Below are 23,302 nucleotides of genomic sequence, written 5' to 3'. Positions count from 1 at the left end.
AGGCGAAGCGGTCAGGCGTCGCCCTTGGTCTCGGTCTTGCTGTCCGTGGCGGCGTCGGCCGCCTCGGTGGTGGGCTGGTCCTCGACCGGCGCCTCGGGGGCCTCGGTGGCCTCCGTGGTGGCGGCCGGCTCGACCGTCTCGGTCTCGACCGGCTCGGCGGTCTCGACCGGGGCGGCCTTGGCGGAGTCCTTGGACGCGCGCTTGGTCGCCGCCTCGGCCTCCTTGACGGTGGCCTTCTTGGCGACGGGCTCGCGGACGAGCTCGATCACGGCCATGGGGGCGTTGTCACCCTTGCGGGCACCGATCTTGGTGATGCGGGTGTAGCCGCCCTGGCGCTCGGCCATGTCGGGCGCGATCTCCACGAACAGACGGTGCACGACACCCTTGTCACGGACGACCGTGAGCACCCGACGACGAGCGTGCAGGTCGCCGCGCTTGGCGAAGGTGATCATGCGCTCGGCCAGGGGGCGCAGGCGCTTGGCCTTGGCCTCGGTGGTCGTGATCTTGTCGTGCTCGAAGAGCGACGTGGCCAGATTGGCCAGCATCAGGCGCTCGTGGGCCGGACCGCCGCCGAGACGAGGACCCTTGGTGGGGGTAGGCATGGTTTCTCCTAGATAGTCCGACCGACCGCAGGGGGCGCCGACCGTGGCGCCGTGAGGTCAGTCCTGCTTTCGGTCAGTAGTTCAGTACTGCTCGTCCTCGAGGGCGATGTCGTCCTCGTAGCTGTCGTACGCCTCGGCGATCGCCGACGGGTCGAACCCGGGCGGGCTGTCCTTGAGCTGCAGGCCCATGCCCACGAGCTTGGCCTTGACCTCGTCGATCGACTTCGCACCGAAGTTGCGGATGTCGAGCAGGTCGGCCTCGCTGCGACCCACGAGCTCGCCCACCGTGTGGATGCCCTCGCGCTTGAGGCAGTTGTAGGACCGGACGGTCAGGTCGAGGTCCTCGATCGGCAGGGCCAGGTCGGCGGCGAGCGCGGCGTCCGTCGGGGACGGGCCCATGTCGATGCCCTCGGCCTCGACGTTGAGCTCGCGGGCGAGCCCGAAGAGCTCCACCAGCGTCTTGCCGGCGGAGGCCATCGCGTCGCGCGGAGCCATGGAGTTCTTGGTCTCGACGTCGACCACCAGGCGGTCGAAGTCCGTGCGCTGCTCGACACGCGTCGCCTCGACCTTGTAGGTCACGGCCAGCACCGGGGAGTAGATGGAGTCGACCGGGATGCGACCGATCTCCTGCTCGCCGGACTTGTTCTGCTGCGACGAGACGTAGCCACGCCCACGCTCGACGGTCAGCTCCATCTCGAGCTTGCCGTTCTCGTTGAGCGTCGCGATGTGCAGGTCGGGGTTGTGCACCTCGACGCCCGCGGGCGGGGTGATGTCGGCGGCGGTGACGGCGCCGGGACCCTGCTTGCGGAGGTACATCACGACCGGCTCGTCGTGCTCCGAGGAGACGACCAGACCCTTGATGTTGAGGATGAACTCCGTCACGTCCTCCTTGACACCGGGGACGGTGGAGAACTCGTGGAGGACGCCGTCGATGCGCAGGCTGGTGACGGCGGCACCCGGGATGCTCGACAGCAGCGTGCGCCGCAGCGAGTTGCCGAGGGTGTAGCCGAAGCCCGGCTCGAGGGGCTCGATGGTGAAGCGGGAACGGGCCTCGGAGAGCATCTCCTCCGAGAGCACCGGACGCTGTGCGATCAGCACGGTTTTCTTCCTTCCCATGGACGCCCGCTATATGACGTCTCATGAATCCCCTGGCGGGGCGGCCGCTCACCTCTGTCCGTGAGCCGGCCGGCCGGTCCGTCCGCGGGACGGACCGTGGTCTCAGACGTATGGCGGCGAGCCGGGCCGCAACCCGGCCCACCGCCATGCGTCGTGATGCCGATTACTTCGAGTAGAGCTCCACGATCAGCTGCTCCTCGACGGGGACGTCGATCTGCTCGCGCACGGGCAGCTGGTGGATCAGGATCCGCAGGGAGCCCGGGACGACCTGCATCCACGCCGGGATCGGCCCGTCGCCGAACGTCTGGCGAGCCAGGTCGAACGGGAACGTGTTGACCGACTTGGGGCGGATGTCGATGATGTCGTACTGCGTCACCTGGTAGGACGGGATGTCCACGCGGACGCCGTTGACCGTGAAGTGGCCGTGGGCGACGAGCTGACGAGCCGCACGACGGGTGCGGGCCAGGCCGGCGCGGTAGACCACGTTGTCCAGGCGGGACTCGAGGATCTGGAGGAGGTTCTCGCCGGTCTTGCCGGGGCGACGCGAGGCCGTCTCGTAGTAGTTGCGGAACTGCTTCTCCAGGACGCCGTACATGTAACGGGCCTTCTGCTTCTCGCGCAGCTGGAGGAGGTACTCCTTCTCCTGCACGCGACCGCGGCCGTGCATGCCGGGCGGGTAGGGGCGGTTCTCGAAGTTCTTGTCGCCACCGACCAGGTCGGTCTTGAGACGACGGGACTTCTTGCTCATGGGTCCGGTGTAACGAGCCATAAGTCAGCTATCTCCTTCCGTGTCTCAGACGCGACGGCGCTTGGGCGGGCGCACGCCGTTGTGGGGGGTGGGCGTGACGTCGCTGATGGCGCCGACCTCGAGGCCGGTGGCGGTCAGCGAGCGGATCGCCGTCTCGCGGCCCGAGCCCGGGCCCTTGACGAAGACGTCGACCTTGCGCATGCCGTGGTCCATCGCCCGACGGGCAGCGGCCTCGGCGGCCATCTGCGCGGCGAACGGGGTGGACTTGCGGGAGCCCTTGAAGCCGACCTGGCCGGCGGACGCCCACGAGATCACCGCTCCGGTCGGGTCGGTGATCGAGACGATCGTGTTGTTGAACGTGCTCTTGATGTGAGCGTGCCCGTGGGCGACGTTCTTCTTCTCCTTGCGGCGGACCTTCTTCGCCGCAGCCTGACGGCCCTTGGGAGGCATGTGGCTGGTTTCTCCTGTAACTCGGTAAGTGAAGACTGTGCGTGAAGTGGACCGACTGATGTGCCGCGCCGCAAGGGTTCCAATCCCCCGGCTGGGCGTCCGGTTCACATCGGTTGGTTACTTCTTTCCGGCCTTCTTCTTGCCGGCGACCGTGCGCTTCGGGCCCTTGCGGGTGCGAGCGTTGGTCTTGGTGCGCTGACCGCGGACGGGCAGGCCACGACGGTGGCGCAGCCCCTCGTAGGACCCGATCTCCACCTTGCGGCGGATGTCGGACGCGATCTCGCGACGGAGGTCACCCTCGATCTGGTAGCTCTCCTCGAGGTGGTCGCGGAGCTTGACCAGCTCCTCCTCGGTGAGGTTCTTGACACGCGTGTCCGGGTTGACGCCCGTGGCCGCGATGGTCTGCTCGGCGCGGGTGCGACCCACGCCGAAGATGTACGTCAGTGCGACCTCGACGCGCTTGTCGCGCGGCAGGTCGACTCCAACGAGACGAGCCATGTGGTTCATTCTCCTGGTACGAACGGAGGTCTGGCGCAGCACCGTTCCGACATACCTCGCCGTCGTCGCTCGGCACCCTCTAGGTCGGGCGCCTCGCTCGGACGAGGTCTCGGTCCCCGGCCTCCGTGCCGGGGGTGACGTCCAGGACTCGACGGGTCGAGGCCTGAGGCCGGGTGCTGCTGGCAATGCTTCGTGCGCGTTCGGCGGAAGCCTGCGCGTGCGGGTCGGCCCGGCGGATGCCGCGCTGACCGGTGGATCAGCCCTGACGCTGCTTGTGGCGAGCGTTCTCGCAGATCACCATGACCCGGCCGTTGCGGCGGATCACCTTGCACTTGTCGCAGATCTTCTTGACGCTCGGCTGAACCTTCATCTGCCTACTGTCTTCAGATCGGGCCCGGGGCACGGACGTGCACCGGGCAGGGGTGGATCGGGTGGTGCCTACCGACCACCGGACCGGACGAGCCGGTCAGCGGTAGCGGAAGACGATGCGCCCTCGGGTCAGGTCATACGGGCTGAGCTCAACGACGACCCGGTCCTCGGGGAGGATGCGGATGTAGTGCTGACGCATCTTGCCGGAGATGTGAGCGAGCACCTTGTGACCGTTGGTGAGCTCCACCCGGAACATCGCGTTCGGGAGAGCCTCCACGATCGTGCCCTCGATCTCGATGACACCGTCCTTCTTGGCCATGTCCTCCACATTCCGTCGGGGCGTGCGCCGCCTGCCGGGAGCAGGACGGAGAACGCCGTGGCACTGTCTGATCGGGTACTACCGGCGCACGTGGTGACGAGACCTGGACCTGCCATGACCAGCCGCCGGGACAGGTGGGTCTGAGTGCTCGTGAGCCGACGCACCAGCCTACGCCATACCCCCGCACGCAGGGAAATCGGTGCAGGCGCGCTGAATGGGGGCGCTGGATGGGGGCACTGGATGGGGGTGCCTGCGGGGCATCAGGGCTGGTCGAGCGGGCCGTATGCCGCGCCGGCCGCCCTCAGGCGCTCGGCTCCCCCGTCGACCTCCGTGAGGACCCACAGACCCGCGTCGGTGACCGCCACGGAGTTCTCCCAGTGGCTCGCGGCCGACCCGTCGTCGGTGACGACCGTCCACTCGTCGGCGAGCACGTGGTTGTCCGCCGACCCCAGGGTGATCATGGGCTCGATCGCCAGGGTCACCCCGCTGCGCACCGCCGGCCCCCGGTCGCGGACCCGGTAGTTGTAGACCTGCGGGTCCATGTGCATCGCCGTGCCGATCCCGTGCCCGACGTAGTCCTCGACGATCCCGTAGTCGACCCCGTCGCGCTGCCCGGCGGCCTCGATGGAGTCCTCCACCGCGGCCCCCACGTCGTGCAGGCGGCCACCGACGCGCAGGGCGGCGATGCCGGCCCACAGGGAGGCCTCGGTGGCGTCGGACAGGGCGAGCTCGGCGGGCCTGGCCGCCTCGCGCCCCCCCACGAAGAACGTGCGGGCCGCGTCGCCGTGCCACTGGGTGCCGTCCTCGACGACGTAGCAGCCGCAGTCGACCGACACCAGGTCACCGTCGCGCAGCACGCGGTCCCCGGGGATGCCGTGGACGATCTGCTCGCCGACGGAGACGCACAGGGTGTGGCGGTAGCCCGGCACCTCGGCGAAGTTGGGGAACATGCCGTGGTCGCGGATGAAGGTCTCGGCCAGCTCGTCGAGACGACCGGTGGTCATGCCGTCCCGCAGCTCCTCGGAGAGCATCTGCAAGGTGCGGCCGACGACCAGCCCGGCGCGACGCATCGCGCGGATCTGGTCGGCGGTCTTGGTCTGGATCCTGGAACGTCCGAACACGTGGGCGGCTCAGCCCCGCACGGTCTGCAGGAGCCGCGCGGTCACGTCGTCGACGTCGCCCATGCCGTCGACCTCGCGGATCAGGCCGCGCTCGCGGTAGAGATCGATGAGGGGCTGCGTCTCGCGGGTGTAGATCGCCATGCGCTCGCGGATGACCTCCTCGGTGTCGTCCACGCGCCCCTCGACCTCGGCCCGCTTGAGCAGTCGCTGCACCACGGCGTCGGTGTCGACCGTGAGGACGAGCACCGCGTCCAGAGCGCGGCCCATGCGGTCCAGCATCCCGTCGAGGGCCTCGACCTGCCCCACGGTTCGCGGGTAGCCGTCGAGCAGGAAGCCCGGCTCGCAGTCCGGCTCGGAGAGCCGGTCGGCCACGATCGCGTCCGTGATCTCGTCGGGGACGTAGCCGCCGCCGGCGATGATCTCCTTGACCTTGAGACCGAGCTCGGTCTCGTTCTTGATGTTGGCGCGGAAGATGTCGCCCGTCGAGATCGCGGGGATCCCGAGGTCCGCGACGAGTCGTGCGGCCTGGGTGCCCTTGCCGGCACCGGGCGGACCCATGATGATCAGCTGCATTAGCGCAGGAACCCTTCGTAGTGGCGTTGCTGGAGCTGGGACTCGATCTGCTTCACCGTCTCCAGGCCCACACCCACCATGATCAGCAGGGAGGCGCCGCCGAACGGGAAGTCGCTCTGCACGTTCATCGTCGTGAACGCGATGACGGGGATCAGCGACAGCAGCCCGAGGTAGAGCGCGCCCACCGACGTCAGCCTGGTCAGGATGTAGTCGAGGTACTGCGCGGTGGGACGGCCGGCTCTGATGCCGGGGATGAAGCCGCCGTACTTCTTCATGTTGTCGGCGACCTCCTCAGGGTTGAAGGTGATCGACACGTAGAAGAACGTGAAGAACACGATCAGCGTGAAGAAGATCAGGGAGTACCACGGCCCGCTACCCATCCCGAGGTGGGTCTGGATCCACTCGGCCCAGGCGGGCGGGTTGGCGTTGTTGCGCTGGAAGGTCGCCACCATGGTGGGCAGCTGCAGCAGCGACGACGCGAAGATGATCGGGATGACATTGGCCATGTTGATCTTCATCGGGATGTAGGTGCTGGTGCCGCCGTACACCTGGCTGCCGACCATGCGCTTGGCGTACTGCACGGGCACGCGACGCTGGCACTGCTCGACGAAGACGACGATGGCGACGATGACCAGGCCGACGAGCATCACGAGGAAGAAGCGTCCCAGCTGGCGGCCGTTCGCCGCGACCGAGCCCCACAGGGTGCCGGGGAAGCTGGAGACGATGGAGGTGAAGATCAGCAGCGACATGCCGTTGCCGACGCCCCGGTCGGTGATGAGCTCGCCCATCCACATGACCAGGCCCGTGCCGGCGGTCATGGTGACGACCATGATCAGCAAGGCCGGCAGCGACTCGTCGGGCATGATCGAGGTGCACTGGCCGCCGAACAGCTGGTCGGGGTTGCGGGCGTAGGTCACGTACGTGGCGGACTGCAGGATCGCCAGCCCGATCGTGAGGTAGCGCGTGTACTGCGTCAGCTTGGTCTGCCCCGACTGGCCCTCCTGCTTGAGTGCCTCGAACCGCGGGATGACCACGGTCAGCAGCTGCACGATGATGCTCGCGGTGATGTAGGGCATGATGCCCAGCGCGAAGATCGACAGCTGCAGCAGGGCGCCGCCGCTGAACAGGTTGAGGATGCCGAGGGCGCCGGTGTTGGTCTCGGCACCCTGCAGGCAGGCCTGGACGTCCGTGTAGCTGACACCGGGCGTGGGCACGATCGACCCGACGCGGAACAGCGCCATCACGAACAGGGTGAACAAGATCTTCTTGCGAAGGTCCGGCGTCTTGAACGCACGGGTAAAGGCCGACAGCACAGGTCCTCCTCGGCGACCACGACAACTTACGCAGGGTAGCATCCGCACCCCTGGTGCCCCCCACGCCCAAGGCCCCGGAAGCGACGCTTCCGGGGCCTTGGTGCGGGTGATGTCGGGCGGGACCGGCGGCGCCGGCCTCCCCCGGCGATCAGGCCTGGGTGGTGGAACCGCCCGCGGCCTCGATCTTGTCCTTGGCAGAGCCGGAGAACTTGTCAGCGGTCACGTTGACCTTGACGGTGATCTCGCCCTGGCCGAGCACCTTGACGAGCGAGCCCTTGCGGACCGCGCCCTTCTCCACGAGACCCTCCACGGTGACGTCGCCACCCTCGGGGTACAGCGCCGAGATCTTGTCGAGGTTCACGACCTGGTACTCGGTCTTGAACGGGTTCTTGAAGCCGCGCAGCTTGGGCAGACGCATGTGCAGCGGCGTCTGACCACCCTCGAAGCCCTCGGGCACCTGGTAACGGGCCTTCGTGCCCTTGGTGCCACGACCGGCCGTCTTGCCCTTGGAGCCCTCACCGCGACCCACGCGGGTCTTGGGGGTCTTGGCGCCGGGGGCGGGACGAAGGTGGTGAACCTTCAGGGCGTGCGTGGTGCCGTCGGCAGGGAGCTCCTGCTCGCCGGACTTCTTGGCGGTAGCCATCAGTCAACCTCCTCGACGGTCACGAGGTGCGCCACGGTGCGGACCATGCCCCGGATCTCCGGGCGGTCCTCCTTGACGACGACGTCACCGATGCGCTTGAGACCGAGCGTGCGCAGGGTCTCGCGCTGGTTCTGCTTGCAGCCGACGTGGCCGCGGGTCTGGGTCACCTTGAGTCGAGACATCAGGCACCAGCCCCAGCGGCACGGGCGCGCAGCAGAGCGGCGGGTGCGACGTCCTCGAGGGACTTGCCGCGGCGGGCGGCAACGGCCTCGGGGCGCTCGAGACCCTTGAGGGCCTCGACCGTCGCGTGGACGATGTTGATCGAGTTGTCCGAGCCGAGCGACTTGGACAGCACGTCGTGGATGCCGGCGCACTCGAGCACGGCGCGCACCGGACCACCGGCGATGACACCGGTACCGGGAGCCGCCGGACGCAGGAGCACGACGCCCGCGGCCTTCTCACCCTGGACGGGGTGCGGGATGGTGCCCTGGATGCGGGGGACGCGGAAGAACGCCTTCTTGGCCTCCTCGACGCCCTTCGCGATCGCGGCGGGCACCTCCTTGGCCTTGCCGTAGCCCACGCCCACGGTGCCGTCACCGTCGCCCACCACGACGAGCGCGGTGAAGCTGAAGCGGCGGCCACCCTTGACGACCTTGGCGACGCGGTTGATGGTCACCACGCGCTCGATGTACTGGCTCTTCTCGGCGGAGTCGCGACGGTCGTTGCGCTCGCGACGGTCACGGCGGTCGTTGGTGCGCTCGCCACCGTTCTGGCCGGTGCCGGCGCCGGTTCCGCGGCGCTGAGGTCCTGGCATCAGATGTTCCTCTTTCCTGAAACGTACGTCTGGTGAGCGGTCACAGGTCCAGACCACCCTCGCGGGCGCCGTCGGCGATCGCGGCGATGCGGCCGTGGTACTGGTTGCCGCCACGGTCGAACACGACCGCGGACACCCCGGCCGCCTTGGCGCGCTCGGCCACGAGCTCGCCGACGCGCTTGGCCTTGGCCGTCTTGTCGCCCTCGAAGGAGCGCAGGTCGGCCTCCATCGTGGACGCGCTCGCCAGGGTCTTGCCGACGGAGTCGTCGACGACCTGGACGAACATGTGGCGCGCGGACCGGTTGACCACGAGACGAGGACGCGTCGTGGTGCCGGCGATGCGCTTGCGCAGACGCAGGTGGCGGCGGCCGCGAGCGGCGCTCTTGCCCTTGCCGCGCTTGACGATGAGTCGTGCCATGGCTTACTTACCAGCCTTTCCGACCTTGCGGCGGATCTGCTCGCCCGCGTAGCGGACGCCCTTGCCCTTGTAGGGGTCGGGCTTGCGGAGCTTGCGGATGTTGGCAGCGACCTCGCCGACGAGCTGCTTGTCGATGCCCTTGACCGAGAACTTCGTCGGGGCCTCGACCTGGAAGGTGATGCCCTCCGGCGGCTCGACGACGATCGGGTGCGAGTAGCCGAGGGCGAACTCGAGGTTGCTGCCCCGGGCCATCACGCGGTAACCCGTGCCGAAGATCTCGAGCTTCTTCTCGTAGCCGTTGGTCACGCCCTCGACCATGTTGGCGATGAGCGAACGGGTCAGGCCGTGCAGGGCACGGGACTGGCGCTCGTCGTTGGGACGCTTGACCTCGATCGTGCCGTCCTCGGTCTTCTCGACCGTGATCGGCTCGGCCACGACGTGGCTCAGCTCGGCGTTGTTCTTCTTGACGGTGACGGTCTGACCGTCGATGTTGACCTCCACACCCATAGGCACGGAGACCGGGAGTCGTCCAATTCGGGACATGAGATTCTCCTTTCGCGCCGTGGGTTACCAGACGTAGGCGAGGACTTCCCCACCTACGCCCTTCTGGGCAGCCTGCTTGTCGGTCAGGAGGCCGGTCGACGTGGAGATGATCGCCACGCCGAGGCCGCCGAGGACCTTGGGCAGGTTGGTGGACTTCGCGTAGACGCGCAGACCGGGCTTGGACACCCGGCGCACGCCTGCGATGGACCGCTCGCGGTTGGGGCCGTACTTGAGGTTGATGGTCAGCGTCTGACCCACCTCGGCCTCTTCGATCTTCGAGCCGGCGATGTAGCCCTCGGCCTCGAGGATGTCCGCGATGTTCTTCTTCAGCTTCGAGAACGGCATGGAGACGACGTCGTGGTGCGCCGAGTTGGCGTTCCGGACGCGGGTCAGCATGTCCGCAATCGGGTCAGTCATGGTCATTGGGCTGCTTGCCCTTCCTCACCGCGGTTTCAGTGACGGGGCCTGGCGCCGAGGAATCTCGGTGTCCGGCCGTCGTGCCGACCTGCGATGTAGAGCGGAGTGGAAATTCGAGGTTTGGGTTTACCAGCTGCTCTTGGTGACGCCGGGGAGCTCTCCCGCGTGCGCCATCTCGCGCAGGCAGATCCGGCACAGGCCGAACTTGCGGTACACCGAGTGCGGACGGCCACAGCGCTGGCAACGCGTGTAGGCGCGCACCTTGAACTTCGGCTTGGCGTTCGCCTTGTTGATCAGAGCGGTCTTGGCCACGGTCAGTTCTCCTTGAACGGGAAGCCGAGCTGCTTGAGCAGGGCGCGCCCCTCGTCGTCGTTCGTGGCGGTGGTGACGATGGTGATGTCCATGCCGCGAACCCGGTCGATCTTGTCCTGGTCGATCTCGTGGAACATCGACTGCTCGTTGAGACCGAAGGTGTAGTTGCCGCGACCGTCGAACTGCTTGCCGGAGAGACCCCGGAAGTCGCGGATGCGCGGGAGGGCGACCGACAGCAGACGGTCGAGGAACTCCCACATGCGGTCACCGCGGAGGGTGACGTGCGCGCCGATCGGCATGCCCTCGCGCAGCTTGAACTGAGCGATCGACTTGCGAGCCTTGGTCACGGTGGGCTTCTGACCGGTGATGGCGGTCAGGTCGCGCACCGCGCCCTCGATCAGCTTCGAGTCGCGAGCGGCCTCGCCGACACCCATGTTCACGATGACCTTGACGACGCCGGGAACCTGCATGACGTTGGCGAAGGAGAACTCCTCCCGCAGGGCGGGCTTGATCTCCGCGGCGTAGCGCGCCTTGAGGCGAGGCTGCGTCTTCTCAGAGGTGGTAGCAGTCATGTCACAGGTCCTTGCCCGAGCGGACGGACACGCGCGTGCGGACGGTCTTGGACCGGCCGTCACGCTCGACGGTCTCGACGCGCGTCTTGGTACGGGTCGGCTTCTTGGTCTCCGGGTCGACGACCTGCACGTTGGACACGTGGATCGGCGCCTCGGTGTGGACGATGCCACCGGTGCGGTTGGCACCCTGGCCGGCCTTGGTGTGCTTGGTCACCCGGTTGATGCCCTCGACCAGGACGCGCCCGGTCTCGGTGCTCACCGAGATGACCTTGCCCGTCTTGCCCTTGTCGGGGCCGGTGATGACCTGGACCAGGTCACCCTTCTTGATCTTCATCTTCGCCATGGGTTACAGCACCTCCGGCGCCAAAGAGATGATCTTCATGAACTTCTTGTCACGCAGCTCGCGGCCCACCGGGCCGAAGATGCGCGTGCCACGCGGGTCACCGTCGTTCTTGAGGATGACGGCCGCGTTCTCGTCGAACTTGATGTAGGAACCGTCGATACGACGACGCTCCTTGGTCGTGCGGACGATGACGGCCTTGACCACGTCGCCCTTCTTCACGTTGCCACCGGGGATCGCGTCCTTGACGGTGGCGACGATGACGTCGCCGATGCCGGCATACCGACGACCCGAACCGCCGAGCACGCGGATGCAAAGGATCTCCTTGGCACCGGTGTTGTCGGCGACGCGCAGTCGCGACTCCTGCTGGATCACTGTCGAACTCCTGTCGTCGAGCTGGTTCTCACCGGATCCCTCCGGTTGAGCCTGGCCGAACTGTTGGTCGGGCTGGCCTCAGGTGATCCTGGGGCCGATGCTTGCGGGTGAGCGGCCGAACTACTTGGCGCGCTCGAGGATCTCGACCACGCGCCACCGCTTGGTGGCGGACAGCGGACGGGTCTCCATGATCAGGACACGGTCGCCGATGCCCGCCGAGTTCTCCTCGTCGTGCGCCTTGACCTTGCTGCTGCGCCGCAGGACCTTGCCGTAGAGCGCGTGCTTGACGCGGTCCTCGACCTCGACCACGACGGTCTTGTCCATCTTGTCGCTCACCACGTAGCCCTGACGGGTCTTGCGGTCGTTGCGCTCGAGGGTGGTCTCGCTCACGGTGTTGGCAGCTTCCTTCTGGTTGTCGCTCATGCCTGGCCACCCTTCGCGGGGGCGGCGCCGATGCCGAGCTCGCGCTCGCGCATCTCGGTGTAGATGCGAGCGATGTCCTTGCGGACAGCGCGCAGACGGCCGTGGTTCTCCAGCTGGCCCGTGGCCGACTGGAAGCGGAGGTTGAACAGCTCCTCCTTGGCCTTCTTCAGCTCGTCGACCAGACGGTCGTCGCCGAGGCCACGCAGCTGCTCGGAGGTCAGGTCCTTGGATCCGACTGCCATCAGATGTCACCACCTTCACGCGCCACGAAACGGCACTTCATCGGGAGCTTGTGCATCGCGAGGCGCATGGCCTCACGGGCGACGGGCTCCGGGACGCCGGCCAGCTCGAACATCACGCGGCCGGGCTTGACGTTGGCGACCCACCACTCGGGCGAGCCCTTTCCGGAACCCATGCGGGTCTCGGCGGGCTTCTTGGTCAGCGGGCGGTCCGGGTAGATGTTGATCCAGACCTTTCCACCACGCTTCATGTAACGCGTCATGGCGATACGAGCGGACTCGATCTGACGGTTGGTGACGTAGGCCGGCTCGAGCGCCTGGATCCCGTAGTCACCGAACGCGACCGTGGTGCCGCCCTTGGCTGCGCCGCTGCGACCGGGGTGGTGCTGCTTGCGGTGCTTCACACGACGGGGAATCAGCATCAGGACTCAGCTCCCTGCTCCGCAGGCTGGGCCTGCGCGGTGTCGGACGCAGCGCCGGCCTCGGCCGGGGCGGCGTCGCGGTTGCTGTCACGACGGGGGCCACGGCCACCACGGCCGGGGCGGTCGGCGCCGTCGCGGCGCGGGCCGCGGGACGGACGCGGGGCGGCGGCCTGCTGGGCAGCCAGCTCCTTGGCCGTCACGTCGCCCTTGTAGATCCACACCTTGACGCCGATGCGACCGAACGTCGTACGAGCCTCGTAGAAGCCGTAGTCGATGTTGGCGCGCAGCGTGTGCAGCGGGACACGGCCCTCGCGGTAGAACTCCGAGCGGGACATCTCGGCGCCGCCGAGACGGCCGGCGCACATGACCCGGATGCCCTGGGCGCCGGCGCGCTGGGCGGACTGCATGCCCTTGCGCATGGCGCGACGGAACGAGACGCGGGCCGAGAGCTGCTCGGCGATGCCCTGGGCGACCAGCTGGGCGTCGACCTCGGGGTTCTTGACCTCGAGGATGTTCAGCTGGACCTGCTTGCCCGTGAGCTTCTCGAGCTCGCCGCGGATGCGGTCGGCCTCGGCGCCACGGCGACCGATGACGATGCCTGGGCGCGCCGTGTGGATGTCCACGCGGACGCGGTCACGGGTGCGCTCGATCTCCACGCGGGAGATGCCGGCGCGCTCCATGCCGTTGGACAGGAGACGACGGATGGCGACGTCTTCCTTCACGTAGTCGCGGTACCGCTGACCGGCCTTGGTGCTGTCGGCGAACCACCGGCTGCGGTGGTCGGTGGTGATACCGAGGCGGAAACCGTGCGGGTTGACCTTCTGACCCATTAGCGGGTGCCTCCCTTGCTAGCGGCCTCCGGCTGGGCCACGAAGACGGTGATGTGGCTCGTGCGCTTGCGGATGCGGAAGGCGCGACCCTGGGCCCGCGGCTGGAACCGCTTCATGGTCTGGCCCTCGTCCACGTACGCCTTGGTGATGACGAGGTTGCGCTCGTCGAAGGCCTGCGAGGCCTGGTCGGCCTTGACGCGGGCGTTGGCGATGGCGCTCTGGAGAACCTTGAGCACCGGGTCGCTCGCCGACTGCGGGGCGAACTGCAGCGTGGCGATAGCCTCGCCGGCCTGCTTGCCGCGGATCAGGTCGACGACGCGGCGAGCCTTCATGGGCGTGACGCGCACGTGGCGCGCAACGGCCTTGGCTTCCATCTGGAATTCCTTGTCGTTGTTGGCCATCAGCGACGACGCCCCTTCTTGTCGTCCTTCTCGTGACCCTTGAAGGTACGGGTGGGGGCGAACTCGCCGAGCTTGTGGCCGACCATCGACTCGGTGACGAACACCGGGACGTGCTTGCGGCCGTCGTGGACGGCGAGGGTGTGACCGAGCATGTCCGGCGAGACCACCGAACGGCGCGACCAGGTCTTGATGACGTTCTTGGTGCCGGCTTCGTTCTGGGCGTCCACCTTCTTCTGAAGGTGGTCGTCGATGAAGGGGCCCTTCTTCAGGCTACGAGGCATGTCCAAAGGCTCCTATCAGCGCTTCTTGCCAGTACGACGACGACGGACGATGAGCTTGTCGCTCGGCTTGCCCGGCTTGCGGGTGCGACCCTCGGGCTGGCCCCAGGGGCTCACCGGGTGGCGACCACCGGAGGTCTTGCCCTCACCACCACCGTGCGGGTGGTCGATCGGGTTCATGGCGACACCACGGACGGTCGGGCGCTTGCCCTTCCACCGCATGCGGCCGGCCTTGCCCCAGTTGATGTTGCTCTGCTCGGCGTTGCCCACCTCGCCGACCGTGGCGCGGCAGCGCAGGTCGACGTTGCGGATCTCGCCGGACGGCATACGCAGCTGGGCGTAGGGGCCGTCCTTGGCGACGAGCTGCACGCGAGCACCGGCCGAGCGGGCGATCTTGGCCCCGCCACCGGGCTTCAGCTCGATGGCGTGGATGACCGTACCCACGGGGATGTTCTTGAGCGGCAGCGCGTTGCCGGGCTTGATGTCGGCGCCCGGGCCGTTCTCGACCATGTCGCCCTGGGACAGGCGGTTCGGCGCGAGGATGTAGCGCTTCTCGCCGTCCGCGTAGTGCAGCAGCGCGATGCGGGCGGTGCGGTTGGGGTCGTACTCGATGTGAGCGACCTTGGCGGGCACGCCGTCCTTGTCGTGACGACGGAAGTCGATCACGCGGTAGGCGCGCTTGTGGCCACCGCCGATGTGGCGGGTGGTGATGCGGCCGCTCGAGTTGCGTCCACCGCTCTTGGGCAGCGGGCGCACCAGCGACTTCTCAGGTGTGCTGCGCGTGACCTCTACGAAGTCCGCGACGCTCGAGCCACGACGACCCGGCGTCGTGGGCTTGTACTTACGGATAGCCATGTCTGATCCCTCAGTGTCCTAGTCGATCCTCGGTCGCCGGCGTCAGACGCCAGCGCCTCCGAAGATGTCGATCGACCCTTCCTTGAGGGTGACGATCGCGCGCTTCGTGTCCTTGCGCTTGCCGAGGCCGAACCGCGTGCGGCGGGTCTTGCCCGGGCGGTTGAGCGTGTGCACGGAGTCCACCTTGACCTTGAAGATCTGCTCGATGGCGATCTTGATCTCGGTCTTGTTGGCCCGGGGGTCCACCACGAAGGTGTACTTGCCCTGGCCCATCAGTCCGTACGACTTCTCGGAGACGACCGGCGCGAGCAGGATGTCGCGGGGGTCCTTGATGGTGCTCACTTGGTGTCCTCCTCAGCCTTGGCGGCCGCCGGGGTGCCCTTGGCCAGGAAGGCCTCGAGAGCGCCCTGGGTGAAGACCACGTCGTCCGCGCAGAGCACGTCGTACGTGTTGAGCTGGTCGGCGACCAGGATGTGCACGTTGGCGATGTTGCGGACGGACGCCATGCCCAGCGTGTCCTCGCGCTCGATGACGACGAGCAGGTTCTTGCGCCCGCTGATGCCACCGAGGACGTTCGCGGCCACCTTGGTGGACGGCGCGTCACCCTCGACGAGGGAGGACAGGACGTGGACGCGACCGTGACGAGCGCGGTCCGAGAGGGCGCCACGCAGGGCGGCGGCCTTCATCTTCTTGGGGGTGCGCTGCGAGTAGTCACGCGGCACGGGCCCGTGGACGACGCCACCGCCGGCGAACTGCGGCGCACGCGTCGAACCCTGACGGGCGCGACCGGTGCCCTTCTGGCGGTACGGCTTGGCGCCACCGCCGCGCACCTCGGCGCGCGTCTTGGCCTTGTGCGTGCCCTGACGAGCGGCGGCGAGCTGGGCCACCACGACCTGGTGGATCAGCGGGATGTTGGTCTGGACGTCGAAGACCTCGGCCGGCAGCTCGACGGAGCCGGCCTTGGCGCCCTTGGCGTCCAGGATGTCGATGGTCGTCATGTGGATCAGGCCCCCTTGGCGGCCGTGCGCACGAGGACCACGCCACCGCGGGGACCGGGGACGGCACCCTTGATGATCAGCAGGCCCTTGTCGGCGTCCACGGCGTGGATCGTGAGGTTCTGGGTGGTCTGGCGCACGCCGCCCATGCGGCCGGCCATGCGCATGCCCTTGAAGACGCGACCCGGGGTGGAGCAGCCACCGATCGAGCCCGGCTTGCGGTGGTTGCGGTGCGCACCGTGGGAGGACGAGACGCCCTTGAACCCGTGGCGCTTCATGACGCCCGCGAATCCCTTGCCCTTGGTGGTGCCCGTGACGTCGACGTCCGAGCCGACCTCGAAGGCCTCCGCCGTGATCTCTTGGCCGACGGAGTAGTCCGCGGAGTCGGAGGTGCGGAGCTCGACCAGGTGGCGGCGCGGCGACACACCGGCCTTCTCGAAGTGGCCGGTCATGGGCTTGTTGACCTTGCGCGGGTCGATCGCGCCGAAGGCGATCTGGACGGCCTGGTAGCCGTCCTTCTCGGCGTCGCGGACCTGCGTGACGACGCAGGGGCCCGCCTTGATGACCGTGACGGGGATGAGGCGGTTGTCCGCGTCCCAGACCTGGGTCATGCCGAGCTTCTCGCCAAGGACGCCCTTGACGTTGCGCTCGATAGCAGCGTTAGTCATGTCGGGTTCCTCAGAGCTTGATCTCGATGTTGACGTCCGCCGGCAGGTCGAGACGCATCAGCGAGTCGACGGCCTTGGGCGTCGGGTCGATGATGTCGATGAGACGCTTGTGCGTCCGCATCTCGAAGTGCTCGCGGCTGTCCTTGTACTTGTGGGGCGAACGGATGACGCAGAACACGTTCTTCTCCGTCGGGAGGGGCACGGGGCCCACCACCGTCGCGCCCGCACGGGTCACGGTGTCCACGATCTTGCGCGCCGAGCTGTCGATGACCTCGTGGTCGTACGACTTAAGCCGGATGCGGATCTTCTGTCCCGCCATCGCTTCGTTGACTCTCTCTCGTCTGTCCTGCTGGTCTGTGGCCGATCCAGTCGTCCTCCGGCCCCCGCGGTCGGGCGTGTCGCACCCGCTTCGCGGCACGAGCGCACGCAGGATCTGCGGGCTAACCCGTGATGGGGCCGGTCCGTCTGGGCCGGGGCTCGAGCTCCCCCGCAGGGAAGTCACAGGCCATCAGCCAGTCCGAGGACCGTCCGGTGGTGCTAGTAACCTCTCGCGAGGGACGGTGGCGCCGACATGTCCGTGAGGACAGGCGTCGACCACGCGTCAAGCAACCTGTCTAGTCTGACAGATCGACGAGCAGGATCCAAATCCTGGGACGCCCGGCGGAGCGGGTCCCAGCACCGGCGCCAGCCGACACGCCGTCACCGTCCTCTCTCGTCCGTCTGGGAGCATGGGGGCCATGCCCGGAACCGACCCCGCTTCGTCCTCCTCGGCGCTGCGCCCAGCGCCGGCGACGGCCCTCACCGGGCTGACGGCCCGTGACGCCACCGCGCGGGAGCAGGCGGTCGCCGATCTGCTGCGCGAGGCCGGAGCGATGGGACGCAAGGAGCGCCAGGCGCTCGGCAACCAGCTCGTGGAGCTGTTGCAGGCCCCCGACGCCCACACCCGGTCCTTCGCGGCGGTGCCGCTGGCCTACCTCGCTCACGCGCACGCCTGGCGGCGGGCGTGGACCGAGCCCTTCCTGACCTGGTGGGCGGAGGAGCCGGACCAGCGTGGGTACGACGCCCAGCTCGGCTGGGTGCACGCCGTGGCGCACGGCGCCGACGTGGTGGGGGTGCTCGGCGAGACGGGGACCGTGCCGGCGGCGCAGCTGCTCGCCGCGGTGTCCCGCAGGCTTCTCCACCCGGCGGCCACCGTGTGGCGCGACCAGGAGGAGGACCGTCTGGCGCTGGCGATCGCGCAGGTGCTGCTGCAGGACGACCTGACCGAGAAGGTCGCGACCCGGTGGATCAAGGAGCTGACGCCCAGGGTGGGCGACCCCACCGTGCCGATACCGGCGCACACCATCAACACCTGTCGCACGCTGCGCAGCCTCTACGTCCTCGTGGACGGCCGGGTCCCCGCCGAGCGTCCTCGCTCCGTCAAGCACGCGGGACGGGTGCAGCAGCACATCAGGTCCCTGCTCGAGGCCGTCGAGCCGTGGCTCGCACCGCAGGGCTGACGCGAGCCGTGGCTCGCACCGCAGGGCTGACGCGAGCCGTCGTCCTGGCGGCAGCCCTCTCGATCGGGGGGTGCCAGGGCGGTCAGCAGCCAGCAGGTCCGGTCGCGTCCGCGCCGGCCACCCTGGCGTCCCCCTCGACCGGGGGCCGGGCACCCGCCGGGCCGGGCCTGGTCTCGAGCAGCGGGGGCTCCCCCGCCGCGACCTGTCGCCACGCCGTGCCGTCCGCTGCGCGCCTCACGCCCGGGCAGGACCTCGTCGAGGGCCTGTCAGGCACCTGGGTCGTGATCGCCGACGGCGACATGGTGTCCGGGTGGCAGGTCGCCCCGGAGGACGCTCGGCTCTCGGTCCAGGACGGTCGTGCCTGCTCCGACCTGGCAGGCACCCGCGTGGTGCGCACGACCTCCACCCTCGTGGACCAGGCCCGCTGGGTGCGACGGGGCACCGTACGGTCGCTGCGGGTGACGCCGTCATGGGTGGCGCGCTCGTGGCCGGGCGCCACGGAGGCCCTCGTCACCCGGCTGCGCTCCGCCTACCCGGAGATGACGCGCCCGGGGATGGCTGACCAGCTGCGCTGCCACGTGGCCTTCGCCGCGAGCAAGGACCGGTGGAACCTCGAGCCAGGCAGGCCCGACGTCGGCTATCCGGCGACCGTCGCCGCGGGCTGCAACCCGGGCGACCTGGTCGATCCCGACGGACGCTGAGTCCGTCGCCCGGTCGACATCCCCCTCATCGTCCGGGGAAGGCCGGCTTCTCCTTGGCCACGAAGGCCCGCACGCCCTCGACCTTGTCCTCGGTCTCGAAGGCCCGGCGGAAGGCCTGGGCCTCACGATCCAGACCCTCCGGCACCGGGAGCGGAGCCACCTCGGACATCAGTGCCTTGCAGGCGGCGACCGCCACAGGGCTCTTTGTCGCCAGCTCGGCGACGGTGGCCTTGGCGCCCTCGAGCAGGGCGGCCGGGTCGGCATACACGCGATTGACCAGGCCGATGCGCAGGGCCTCGTCGGCCTTGACCATGCGCCCCGTGAAGATCAGCTCGCGAGCCATGGCCGCGCCGACGCGCCGCGCCATACGGACCGATCCCCCGAAGCCGGGCACCAGGCCGAGGCTGACCTCAGGCTGGCCGAACCTGGCGTTATCGGAGGCATAGATCCAGTCGCAGGCCATGGCGAGCTCGCACCCACCACCGAGGGCGAAGCCGTTGACGGCGGCGATGACCGGCAGCGGCAGGGCCTCGAGCCGTTCGGTGACTCCCTGCATCCGGCGCGAGTAGGCCTCCCCCTCGTCCGGGCTCATGCTCTGCATCTCGACGATGTCCGCCCCCGCCACGAAGGCCTTGTCCCCCGCCCCCGTGACGATGATGCCCTTAACGGGCCAGCGGCCGTCGGAGCCCACCTGGGACTCGACCGCCAGGGTGAGGGTCTCCAGGTCGGCGATGACCTGTCCGGCCAGGGCGTTCATCGCCGATGGGCGGTTGACGGTGACGACGAGCGCGTCGCCGTCCTGCTCGACCAGCAGGGTCTCGAAGGTGCCGAGGTCCATGGGACTTCCTCCAGTGGTGGGGGTGCGCGGGATGCCGGAGCCCAGCCTGCCGCATGGTGGCGGGTATGACGAAGGCGGGGCCCGGACATGATGTCCGGACCCCGCCTCGAGATCGCTCCCGCAGGAGCTCAGATCACTTCAGGATCTTGGTGACCTGACCCGCACCGACGGTGCGGCCACCCTCACGGATGTTGAACTTCAGGCCCTCCTCCATGGCGATGGGCTGGATGAGGTCGACCTTCATCTCAGTGTTGTCGCCGGGCATGATCATCTCGGTGCCCTCGGGGAGGTGGACGACGCCCGTCACGTCAGTGGTACGGAAGTAGAACTGGGGACGGTAGTTGTCGTAGAACGGCGTGTGACGGCCACCCTCGTCCTTGGACAGGATGTAGACGCTGGCCTCGAACTCGGTGTGCGGGGTGATCGAGCCGGGCTTACAGACGACCTGCCCGCGCTCGACGTCCTCGCGCTTGGTGCCGCGGAGCAGCAGACCGACGTTCTCGCCCGCACGACCCTCGTCGAGGAGCTTGCGGAACATCTCGATGCCGGTGACCGTGGTCTTCTGCGTGCGCTCCTGGATGCCGACGATCTCGACCTCCTCGTTGACCTTGAGGATGCCGCGCTCGATACGACCGGTGACGACGGTGCCACGACCGGTGATCGTGAAGACGTCCTCGATCGGCATCATGAACGGCTTGTCGGTGTCGCGAGCCGGCTCCGGGATGTACTCGTCCACGGTGTTCATGAGCTCGAGCACGGACTTGCCCCACTCGGGGTCGCCCTCAAGCGCCTTGAGCGCGGAGATGCGCACGACCGGCAGGTCGTCGCCCGGGAACTCGTACTCGGACAGGAGCTCACGGACCTCCATCTCGACGAGCTCGAGGATCTCCTCGTCGTCGACCATGTCGGTCTTGTTGAGCGCCACGACGATGTAGGGGACGCCGACCTGGCGGGCCAGGAGGACGTGCTCCTTCGTCTGCGGCATGGGGCCGTCGGTGGCGGCGACGACCAGGATCGCACCGTCCATCTGAGCAGCACCGGTGATCATGTTCTTGACGTAGTCGGCGTGACCAGGGCAGTCGACGTGCGCGTAGTGACGACCCTCGGTCTGGTACTCGATGTGAGCGATCGAGATCGTGATGCCGCGCTGACGCTCCTCGGGAGCCTTGTCGATGTCCTCGAACGCGAACTGGGGGTTCAGGTCCGGGTACGCGTCGTGCAGAACCTTCGAGATCGCAGCCGTCAGCGTCGTCTTACCGTGGTCGATGTGACCAATGGTGCCGATGTTGACGTGCGGCTTGGTCCGCTCGAACTTAGCCTTCGCCACTGGGGGTCCTCCTCAGGACTTCTTTGGTGTTACGCCGTACGACCAAGCAGGACGTGGCGTCGTCTGTCAGGGATGGTGCTTGTTTGAGACGCAATCCGGAAGTCTAGCGGGCAAGCCGCCAGACCTCCGAATCGGTTACTCGCCTCGGGTCTTCTTGATGATCTCCTCCGCGACGTTCTTGGGAACCTCGGCGTAGGAGTCGAACTGCATCGTGTAGTTGGCGCGGCCCTGGGTCTTGGAACGCAGGTCGCCAACGTAACCGAACATCTCGGACAGCGGGACGAGAGCGCGAACGATCTTGGCGCCGCTGATGTCCTCCATGGCCTGGATCTGGCCACGGCGGGAGTTGAGGTCGCCGATCACGTCGCCCATGTAGTCCTCGGGCGTACGCACCTCGACGGCCATCATGGGCTCGAGCAGGGCCGGGTCGGCCTTGCGGGAAGCCTCCTTGAACGCCATCGAGCCGGCGATCTTGAACGCCATCTCCGAGGAGTCGACGTCGTGGTAGGCGCCGTCGAGCAGGGTGGCCTTGACGCCCACCATCGGGTAGCCGGCGAGGACGCCCTGGTTCATGGCCTCCTCGATGCCAGCGCCGACCGACGGGATGTACTCGCGCGGGACGCGGCCACCGGTGACCTTGTTCTCGAACTCGTACATCTTGCCCTCGGACGTGTCCATGGGCGCGAAGGTCAGCTGGACCTTGGCGTACTGGCCCGAACCACCCGTCTGCTTCTTGTGGGTGTAGTCGTACTTCTCGACGGCGCGGCGGATGGTCTCGCGGTAGGCGACCTGCGGCTTGCCGACGTTGGCCTCGACCTTGAACTCGCGACGCATGCGGTCGACGAGGATGTCGAGGTGGAGCTCGCCCATGCCCTTGATGATGGTCTGGCCGGTCTCCTCGTCGAGCTCGACGCGGAAGGTCGGGTCCTCCTCGGCGAGCTTCTGGATGGCCGTGGAGAGCTTCTCCTGGTCACCCTTGGTCTTGGGCTCGATGGCCACGTTGATGACCGGCTCGGGGAAGGTCATGGACTCCAGCAGGACCGGCTGGTCCTGGGCTGCCAGGGTGTCGCCCGTCGTCGTGTCCTTCAGACCGATCATCGCGTAGATGTGGCCCGCGGTCGCGTGGTCGACGGGGTTCTCCTTGTTGGCGTGCATCTGGAAGAGCTTGCCGACGCGCTCCTTCTTGCCCTTGGTCGCGTTGAGCATCATGTCGCCCTGCTTGACCTCGCCGGAGTAGACGCGGACGTAGGTGAGGCGGCCGAAGAACGGGTGCGACACGACCTTGAAGGCCAGCGCCGAGAAGGGCTCCGACGCGTCGGAGTGACGCTCGATGATCTTCTCCTCGTCCTTGGGGTCGTGGGCCTGGATGGCCGGCACGTCCAGCGGCGAGGGGAGGTAGTCGACGATCGCGTCGAGCAGGGGCTGCACGCCCTTGTTCTTGAACGCGGTGCCGCACAGGACGGGGTTGACCTCGCCCGCGAGGGTGATCTTGCGGACGGCCGCCTTGATCTCCTCGGGCGTCAGCTCCTCGCCACCGAGGTACTTCTCCAGCAGCTCCTCGTCGGACTCGGCGACGCGCTCGACGAGCTTGCTGCGCCACTCCTCGGCCTTGTCGGCGAGCTCGGCCGGGATCTCCTCGATCTCGTAGTCCTGGCCGATCTTGACGTCGCCGTGCCACACGAGCGCACGGTTGTAGACGAGGTCGATGACACCGACGAAGTCGCTCTCGGAGCCGATCGGGATCTGCAGGACCAGGGGCTCCGCGCCGAGGCGGTCCACGATGGTCTGCACGGTGTAGTAGAAGTCCGCGCCGAGCTTGTCCATCTTGTTGACGAAGCACATGCGGGGGACCTGGTACTTGTCGGCCTGGCGCCACACGGTCTCGGACTGGGGCTCGACACCCTCCTTGCCGTCGAACACCGCGACCGCACCGTCGAGGACGCGCAGCGAGCGCTCCACCTCAACAGTGAAGTCGACGTGCCCGGGGGTGTCGATGATGTTGATCTGGTGGCCCTCCCAGAAGCACGTCGTCGCGGCGGACGTGATGGTGATGCCGCGCTCCTGCTCCTGCTCCATCCAGTCCATCGTCGCCGAGCCGTCGTGCGTCTCACCGATCTTGTAGTTGATGCCGGTGTAGAACAGGATCCGCTCGGTCGCCGTCGTCTTGCCGGCATCGATGTGGGCCATGATGCCGATGTTGCGGACCTTCTTCAGGTCCGTCAGGACGTCGAGTGCCACGTCTGTTTTCTCATCTCTTCGAGTCGGTGATGAAGCAGGCCGGGT

The 23,302-nt window shown here is 67.9% G+C and carries 36 protein-coding genes; 2 read left to right on the top strand and 34 right to left on the bottom strand.

The genetic code is table 11. The annotated features are described in order from the left end of the window. Positions 1-11: 11 nt before the first annotated feature. The 31 genes from rplQ to rpsJ all read right to left on the bottom strand — a co-directional run bounded on the left by rplQ (position 12) and on the right by rpsJ (position 16,973). Positions 12-602 carry a 50S ribosomal protein L17 gene (gene rplQ, locus K313_RS0112190; RefSeq protein ID WP_029211843.1) on the bottom strand — a complete coding sequence of 197 codons (591 nt, stop codon included), beginning with the start codon at positions 600-602 and terminating at the stop codon, positions 12-14. Positions 603-683: 81 nt separating this feature from the next. Next, on the bottom strand, positions 684-1,700 hold the full coding sequence (locus tag K313_RS0112185; RefSeq protein ID WP_029211842.1) for a DNA-directed RNA polymerase subunit alpha: 1,017 nt from the start codon (positions 1,698-1,700) through the stop codon (positions 684-686). A 181-nt stretch (positions 1,701-1,881) separates the two neighbouring features. Beyond that, positions 1,882-2,487, bottom strand: a complete 606-nt coding sequence (rpsD, locus tag K313_RS0112180; protein WP_029211841.1) for a 30S ribosomal protein S4 — start codon at positions 2,485-2,487, stop codon at positions 1,882-1,884. Between the two features lie 24 nt (positions 2,488-2,511). Then, a complete protein-coding gene (rpsK, locus tag K313_RS0112175; protein WP_019286330.1) occupies positions 2,512-2,916 on the bottom strand; it encodes a 30S ribosomal protein S11 in 405 nt (134 codons plus the stop codon). A 117-nt stretch (positions 2,917-3,033) separates the two neighbouring features. Next, a complete protein-coding gene (gene rpsM, locus K313_RS0112170) occupies positions 3,034-3,414 on the bottom strand; it encodes a 30S ribosomal protein S13 (protein ID WP_029211840.1) in 381 nt (126 codons plus the stop codon). Positions 3,415-3,670: 256 nt separating this feature from the next. Continuing rightward, positions 3,671-3,784, bottom strand: a complete 114-nt coding sequence (gene rpmJ, locus K313_RS0112165) for a 50S ribosomal protein L36 (protein WP_019286332.1) — start codon at positions 3,782-3,784, stop codon at positions 3,671-3,673. 96 nt (positions 3,785-3,880) lie between these two features. Next, positions 3,881-4,102 carry a translation initiation factor IF-1 gene (gene infA, locus K313_RS0112160; RefSeq protein WP_006946284.1) on the bottom strand — a complete coding sequence of 74 codons (222 nt, stop codon included), beginning with the start codon at positions 4,100-4,102 and terminating at the stop codon, positions 3,881-3,883. Positions 4,103-4,362: 260 nt separating this feature from the next. Next, the gene (map, locus tag K313_RS0112155) at positions 4,363-5,223 is read right to left on the bottom strand and encodes a type I methionyl aminopeptidase (RefSeq protein WP_019286333.1); all 861 of its coding nucleotides are present in this window, start codon (positions 5,221-5,223) and stop codon (positions 4,363-4,365) included. Between the two features lie 9 nt (positions 5,224-5,232). After that, the gene (locus K313_RS0112150) at positions 5,233-5,796 is read right to left on the bottom strand and encodes an adenylate kinase (protein ID WP_029211839.1); all 564 of its coding nucleotides are present in this window, start codon (positions 5,794-5,796) and stop codon (positions 5,233-5,235) included. Further along, positions 5,796-7,109, bottom strand: coding sequence for a preprotein translocase subunit SecY (gene secY, locus K313_RS0112145; protein ID WP_029211838.1), 1,314 nt, complete (start codon positions 7,107-7,109; stop codon positions 5,796-5,798). The genes K313_RS0112150 and secY overlap by 1 nt, the downstream gene beginning before the upstream one ends. 148 nt (positions 7,110-7,257) lie before the next feature. Further along, positions 7,258-7,752, bottom strand: coding sequence for a 50S ribosomal protein L15 (gene rplO, locus K313_RS0112140; RefSeq protein WP_051274125.1), 495 nt, complete (start codon positions 7,750-7,752; stop codon positions 7,258-7,260). Beyond that, on the bottom strand, positions 7,752-7,934 hold the full coding sequence (gene rpmD / locus K313_RS0112135) for a 50S ribosomal protein L30 (RefSeq protein ID WP_019286337.1): 183 nt from the start codon (positions 7,932-7,934) through the stop codon (positions 7,752-7,754). The genes rplO and rpmD overlap by 1 nt, the downstream gene beginning before the upstream one ends. Beyond that, the gene (gene rpsE / locus K313_RS0112130) at positions 7,934-8,566 is read right to left on the bottom strand and encodes a 30S ribosomal protein S5 (RefSeq protein ID WP_029211836.1); all 633 of its coding nucleotides are present in this window, start codon (positions 8,564-8,566) and stop codon (positions 7,934-7,936) included. Before rpsE ends, rpmD begins: the two co-directional genes overlap by 1 nt. Positions 8,567-8,606: 40 nt before the next feature. Then, positions 8,607-8,984, bottom strand: coding sequence for a 50S ribosomal protein L18 (gene rplR, locus K313_RS0112125; RefSeq protein ID WP_019286339.1), 378 nt, complete (start codon positions 8,982-8,984; stop codon positions 8,607-8,609). A gap of 3 nt (positions 8,985-8,987) precedes the next feature. Further along, positions 8,988-9,527: a 50S ribosomal protein L6 gene (rplF, locus tag K313_RS0112120; protein ID WP_029211835.1), complete on the bottom strand. Its 540-nt coding sequence runs from the start codon at positions 9,525-9,527 to the stop codon at positions 8,988-8,990. A 24-nt stretch (positions 9,528-9,551) separates the two neighbouring features. Beyond that, positions 9,552-9,950 (bottom strand): 30S ribosomal protein S8, encoded by a 399-nt coding sequence (gene rpsH, locus K313_RS0112115; RefSeq protein WP_019286341.1) that lies wholly within the window; start codon positions 9,948-9,950, stop codon positions 9,552-9,554. Between the two features lie 120 nt (positions 9,951-10,070). After that, a complete protein-coding gene (locus K313_RS0112110) occupies positions 10,071-10,256 on the bottom strand; it encodes a type Z 30S ribosomal protein S14 (RefSeq protein ID WP_019286342.1) in 186 nt (61 codons plus the stop codon). 2 nt (positions 10,257-10,258) lie between these two features. Then, positions 10,259-10,828, bottom strand: coding sequence for a 50S ribosomal protein L5 (rplE, locus tag K313_RS0112105; protein ID WP_029211834.1), 570 nt, complete (start codon positions 10,826-10,828; stop codon positions 10,259-10,261). Position 10,829: 1 nt separating this feature from the next. Beyond that, positions 10,830-11,171, bottom strand: a complete 342-nt coding sequence (gene rplX, locus K313_RS0112100) for a 50S ribosomal protein L24 (protein ID WP_019286344.1) — start codon at positions 11,169-11,171, stop codon at positions 10,830-10,832. Positions 11,172-11,174: 3 nt separating this feature from the next. Beyond that, entirely contained in the window at positions 11,175-11,543 is a 369-nt protein-coding gene (gene rplN, locus K313_RS0112095; RefSeq protein WP_029211833.1) for a 50S ribosomal protein L14, read from the bottom strand. A 120-nt stretch (positions 11,544-11,663) separates the two neighbouring features. After that, positions 11,664-11,966 (bottom strand): 30S ribosomal protein S17, encoded by a 303-nt coding sequence (rpsQ, locus tag K313_RS0112090; RefSeq protein ID WP_019286346.1) that lies wholly within the window; start codon positions 11,964-11,966, stop codon positions 11,664-11,666. After that, a complete protein-coding gene (gene rpmC, locus K313_RS0112085) occupies positions 11,963-12,208 on the bottom strand; it encodes a 50S ribosomal protein L29 (protein ID WP_019286347.1) in 246 nt (81 codons plus the stop codon). The genes rpsQ and rpmC overlap by 4 nt, the downstream gene beginning before the upstream one ends. Further along, a complete protein-coding gene (rplP, locus tag K313_RS0112080) occupies positions 12,208-12,627 on the bottom strand; it encodes a 50S ribosomal protein L16 (RefSeq protein WP_019286348.1) in 420 nt (139 codons plus the stop codon). The genes rpmC and rplP overlap by 1 nt, the downstream gene beginning before the upstream one ends. After that, positions 12,627-13,457, bottom strand: a complete 831-nt coding sequence (gene rpsC, locus K313_RS0112075) for a 30S ribosomal protein S3 (RefSeq protein WP_019286349.1) — start codon at positions 13,455-13,457, stop codon at positions 12,627-12,629. The genes rplP and rpsC overlap by 1 nt, the downstream gene beginning before the upstream one ends. After that, complete coding sequence (gene rplV / locus K313_RS0112070) at positions 13,457-13,831, bottom strand: 50S ribosomal protein L22 (RefSeq protein WP_029211831.1); 375 nt, start codon at positions 13,829-13,831, stop codon at positions 13,457-13,459. The genes rpsC and rplV overlap by 1 nt, the downstream gene beginning before the upstream one ends. Before the next feature lie 26 nt (positions 13,832-13,857). Further along, positions 13,858-14,139, bottom strand: coding sequence for a 30S ribosomal protein S19 (gene rpsS, locus K313_RS0112065; protein ID WP_019286351.1), 282 nt, complete (start codon positions 14,137-14,139; stop codon positions 13,858-13,860). Between the two features lie 15 nt (positions 14,140-14,154). Continuing rightward, positions 14,155-14,991, bottom strand: a complete 837-nt coding sequence (rplB, locus tag K313_RS0112060; RefSeq protein ID WP_029211830.1) for a 50S ribosomal protein L2 — start codon at positions 14,989-14,991, stop codon at positions 14,155-14,157. A 42-nt stretch (positions 14,992-15,033) separates the two neighbouring features. After that, positions 15,034-15,333 (bottom strand): 50S ribosomal protein L23, encoded by a 300-nt coding sequence (gene rplW / locus K313_RS0112055; RefSeq protein WP_029211829.1) that lies wholly within the window; start codon positions 15,331-15,333, stop codon positions 15,034-15,036. Further along, complete coding sequence (rplD, locus tag K313_RS0112050; protein WP_029211828.1) at positions 15,330-15,989, bottom strand: 50S ribosomal protein L4; 660 nt, start codon at positions 15,987-15,989, stop codon at positions 15,330-15,332. Before rplD ends, rplW begins: the two co-directional genes overlap by 4 nt. A 5-nt stretch (positions 15,990-15,994) precedes the next feature. Then, positions 15,995-16,654 carry a 50S ribosomal protein L3 gene (rplC, locus tag K313_RS0112045; RefSeq protein WP_051274124.1) on the bottom strand — a complete coding sequence of 220 codons (660 nt, stop codon included), beginning with the start codon at positions 16,652-16,654 and terminating at the stop codon, positions 15,995-15,997. A 10-nt stretch (positions 16,655-16,664) separates the two neighbouring features. Beyond that, positions 16,665-16,973, bottom strand: coding sequence for a 30S ribosomal protein S10 (gene rpsJ, locus K313_RS0112040; protein WP_012867945.1), 309 nt, complete (start codon positions 16,971-16,973; stop codon positions 16,665-16,667). A 418-nt stretch (positions 16,974-17,391) separates the two neighbouring features. Between rpsJ and K313_RS21000 the strand changes: the two genes are divergently transcribed. Together K313_RS21000 and K313_RS22460 are read left to right on the top strand one after the other, a co-directional pair. Then, complete coding sequence (locus tag K313_RS21000) at positions 17,392-18,153, top strand: DUF2785 domain-containing protein (protein WP_169516839.1); 762 nt, start codon at positions 17,392-17,394, stop codon at positions 18,151-18,153. Then, positions 18,132-18,854: a DUF2599 domain-containing protein gene (locus K313_RS22460; protein ID WP_029211825.1), complete on the top strand. Its 723-nt coding sequence runs from the start codon at positions 18,132-18,134 to the stop codon at positions 18,852-18,854. The genes K313_RS21000 and K313_RS22460 overlap by 22 nt, the downstream gene beginning before the upstream one ends. A 25-nt stretch (positions 18,855-18,879) precedes the next feature. On the opposite strand, the gene K313_RS0112025 is transcribed toward K313_RS22460, so the two are convergent. The 3 genes from K313_RS0112025 to fusA all read right to left on the bottom strand — a co-directional run bounded on the left by K313_RS0112025 (position 18,880) and on the right by fusA (position 23,257). Next, positions 18,880-19,692 carry an enoyl-CoA hydratase-related protein gene (locus K313_RS0112025; RefSeq protein ID WP_029211824.1) on the bottom strand — a complete coding sequence of 271 codons (813 nt, stop codon included), beginning with the start codon at positions 19,690-19,692 and terminating at the stop codon, positions 18,880-18,882. 133 nt (positions 19,693-19,825) lie between these two features. Then, positions 19,826-21,019, bottom strand: a complete 1,194-nt coding sequence (gene tuf / locus K313_RS0112020) for an elongation factor Tu (RefSeq protein WP_029211823.1) — start codon at positions 21,017-21,019, stop codon at positions 19,826-19,828. A 135-nt stretch (positions 21,020-21,154) separates the two neighbouring features. Further along, positions 21,155-23,257 (bottom strand): elongation factor G, encoded by a 2,103-nt coding sequence (gene fusA, locus K313_RS0112015; RefSeq protein WP_029211822.1) that lies wholly within the window; start codon positions 23,255-23,257, stop codon positions 21,155-21,157. Between the last annotated feature and the right edge of the window lie 45 nt (positions 23,258-23,302).

Origin of the sequence: Arsenicicoccus bolidensis DSM 15745 (assembly GCF_000426385.1) — a bacterium.
Classification (GTDB): domain Bacteria; phylum Actinomycetota; class Actinomycetes; order Actinomycetales; family Dermatophilaceae; genus Arsenicicoccus; species Arsenicicoccus bolidensis.
The sequence above is the reverse complement of the archived record's forward strand: the minus strand, read 5'-3'. Positions and strand labels throughout refer to the sequence as shown.

What these genes read in the sequence shown, in the direction of transcription:
- infA (WP_006946284.1), bottom strand. Translation starts at nt 4,102, where the DNA reads ATGGCCAAGAAGGACGGTGTCATCGAGATCGAGGGCACGATCGTGGAG.
- rpmD (WP_019286337.1), bottom strand. Translation starts at nt 7,934, where the DNA reads ATGTCTCGACTCAAGGTGACCCAGACCCGCGGCCACGTCGGCTGCAAG.
- K313_RS0112025 (WP_029211824.1), bottom strand. Translation starts at nt 19,692, where the DNA reads ATGGACCTCGGCACCTTCGAGACCCTGCTGGTCGAGCAGGACGGCGAC.
- K313_RS21000 (WP_169516839.1), top strand. Translation starts at nt 17,392, where the DNA reads ATGCCCGGAACCGACCCCGCTTCGTCCTCCTCGGCGCTGCGCCCAGCG.
- rplC (WP_051274124.1), bottom strand. Translation starts at nt 16,654, where the DNA reads ATGACTAACGCTGCTATCGAGCGCAACGTCAAGGGCGTCCTTGGCGAG.
- rplF (WP_029211835.1), bottom strand. Translation starts at nt 9,527, where the DNA reads ATGTCCCGAATTGGACGACTCCCGGTCTCCGTGCCTATGGGTGTGGAG.
- rpsD (WP_029211841.1), bottom strand. Translation starts at nt 2,487, where the DNA reads ATGGCTCGTTACACCGGACCCATGAGCAAGAAGTCCCGTCGTCTCAAG.
- rplP (WP_019286348.1), bottom strand. Translation starts at nt 12,627, where the DNA reads ATGCTGATTCCCCGTCGTGTGAAGCACCGCAAGCAGCACCACCCCGGT.
- rpsQ (WP_019286346.1), bottom strand. Translation starts at nt 11,966, where the DNA reads ATGAGCGACAACCAGAAGGAAGCTGCCAACACCGTGAGCGAGACCACC.
- rplD (WP_029211828.1), bottom strand. Translation starts at nt 15,989, where the DNA reads ATGACGACCATCGACATCCTGGACGCCAAGGGCGCCAAGGCCGGCTCC.
- rpmJ (WP_019286332.1), bottom strand. Translation starts at nt 3,784, where the DNA reads ATGAAGGTTCAGCCGAGCGTCAAGAAGATCTGCGACAAGTGCAAGGTG.
- rpsJ (WP_012867945.1), bottom strand. Translation starts at nt 16,973, where the DNA reads ATGGCGGGACAGAAGATCCGCATCCGGCTTAAGTCGTACGACCACGAG.
- rplO (WP_051274125.1), bottom strand. Translation starts at nt 7,752, where the DNA reads ATGGCTACCGCCAAGAAGTCCGGCGAGCAGGAGCTCCCTGCCGACGGC.
- K313_RS0112150 (WP_029211839.1), bottom strand. Translation starts at nt 5,796, where the DNA reads ATGCAGCTGATCATCATGGGTCCGCCCGGTGCCGGCAAGGGCACCCAG.
- rpsS (WP_019286351.1), bottom strand. Translation starts at nt 14,139, where the DNA reads ATGCCTCGTAGCCTGAAGAAGGGCCCCTTCATCGACGACCACCTTCAG.
- rplV (WP_029211831.1), bottom strand. Translation starts at nt 13,831, where the DNA reads ATGGAAGCCAAGGCCGTTGCGCGCCACGTGCGCGTCACGCCCATGAAG.
- rpsM (WP_029211840.1), bottom strand. Translation starts at nt 3,414, where the DNA reads ATGGCTCGTCTCGTTGGAGTCGACCTGCCGCGCGACAAGCGCGTCGAG.
- rplR (WP_019286339.1), bottom strand. Translation starts at nt 8,984, where the DNA reads ATGGCACGACTCATCGTCAAGCGCGGCAAGGGCAAGAGCGCCGCTCGC.
- rplB (WP_029211830.1), bottom strand. Translation starts at nt 14,991, where the DNA reads ATGGCTATCCGTAAGTACAAGCCCACGACGCCGGGTCGTCGTGGCTCG.
- rplX (WP_019286344.1), bottom strand. Translation starts at nt 11,171, where the DNA reads ATGGCGAAGATGAAGATCAAGAAGGGTGACCTGGTCCAGGTCATCACC.
- rpsE (WP_029211836.1), bottom strand. Translation starts at nt 8,566, where the DNA reads ATGCCAGGACCTCAGCGCCGCGGAACCGGCGCCGGCACCGGCCAGAAC.
- rplE (WP_029211834.1), bottom strand. Translation starts at nt 10,828, where the DNA reads ATGACTGCTACCACCTCTGAGAAGACGCAGCCTCGCCTCAAGGCGCGC.
- rpsK (WP_019286330.1), bottom strand. Translation starts at nt 2,916, where the DNA reads ATGCCTCCCAAGGGCCGTCAGGCTGCGGCGAAGAAGGTCCGCCGCAAG.
- rpmC (WP_019286347.1), bottom strand. Translation starts at nt 12,208, where the DNA reads ATGGCAGTCGGATCCAAGGACCTGACCTCCGAGCAGCTGCGTGGCCTC.
- rplQ (WP_029211843.1), bottom strand. Translation starts at nt 602, where the DNA reads ATGCCTACCCCCACCAAGGGTCCTCGTCTCGGCGGCGGTCCGGCCCAC.
- rpsH (WP_019286341.1), bottom strand. Translation starts at nt 9,950, where the DNA reads ATGACCATGACTGACCCGATTGCGGACATGCTGACCCGCGTCCGGAAC.
- rpsC (WP_019286349.1), bottom strand. Translation starts at nt 13,457, where the DNA reads ATGGGTCAGAAGGTCAACCCGCACGGTTTCCGCCTCGGTATCACCACC.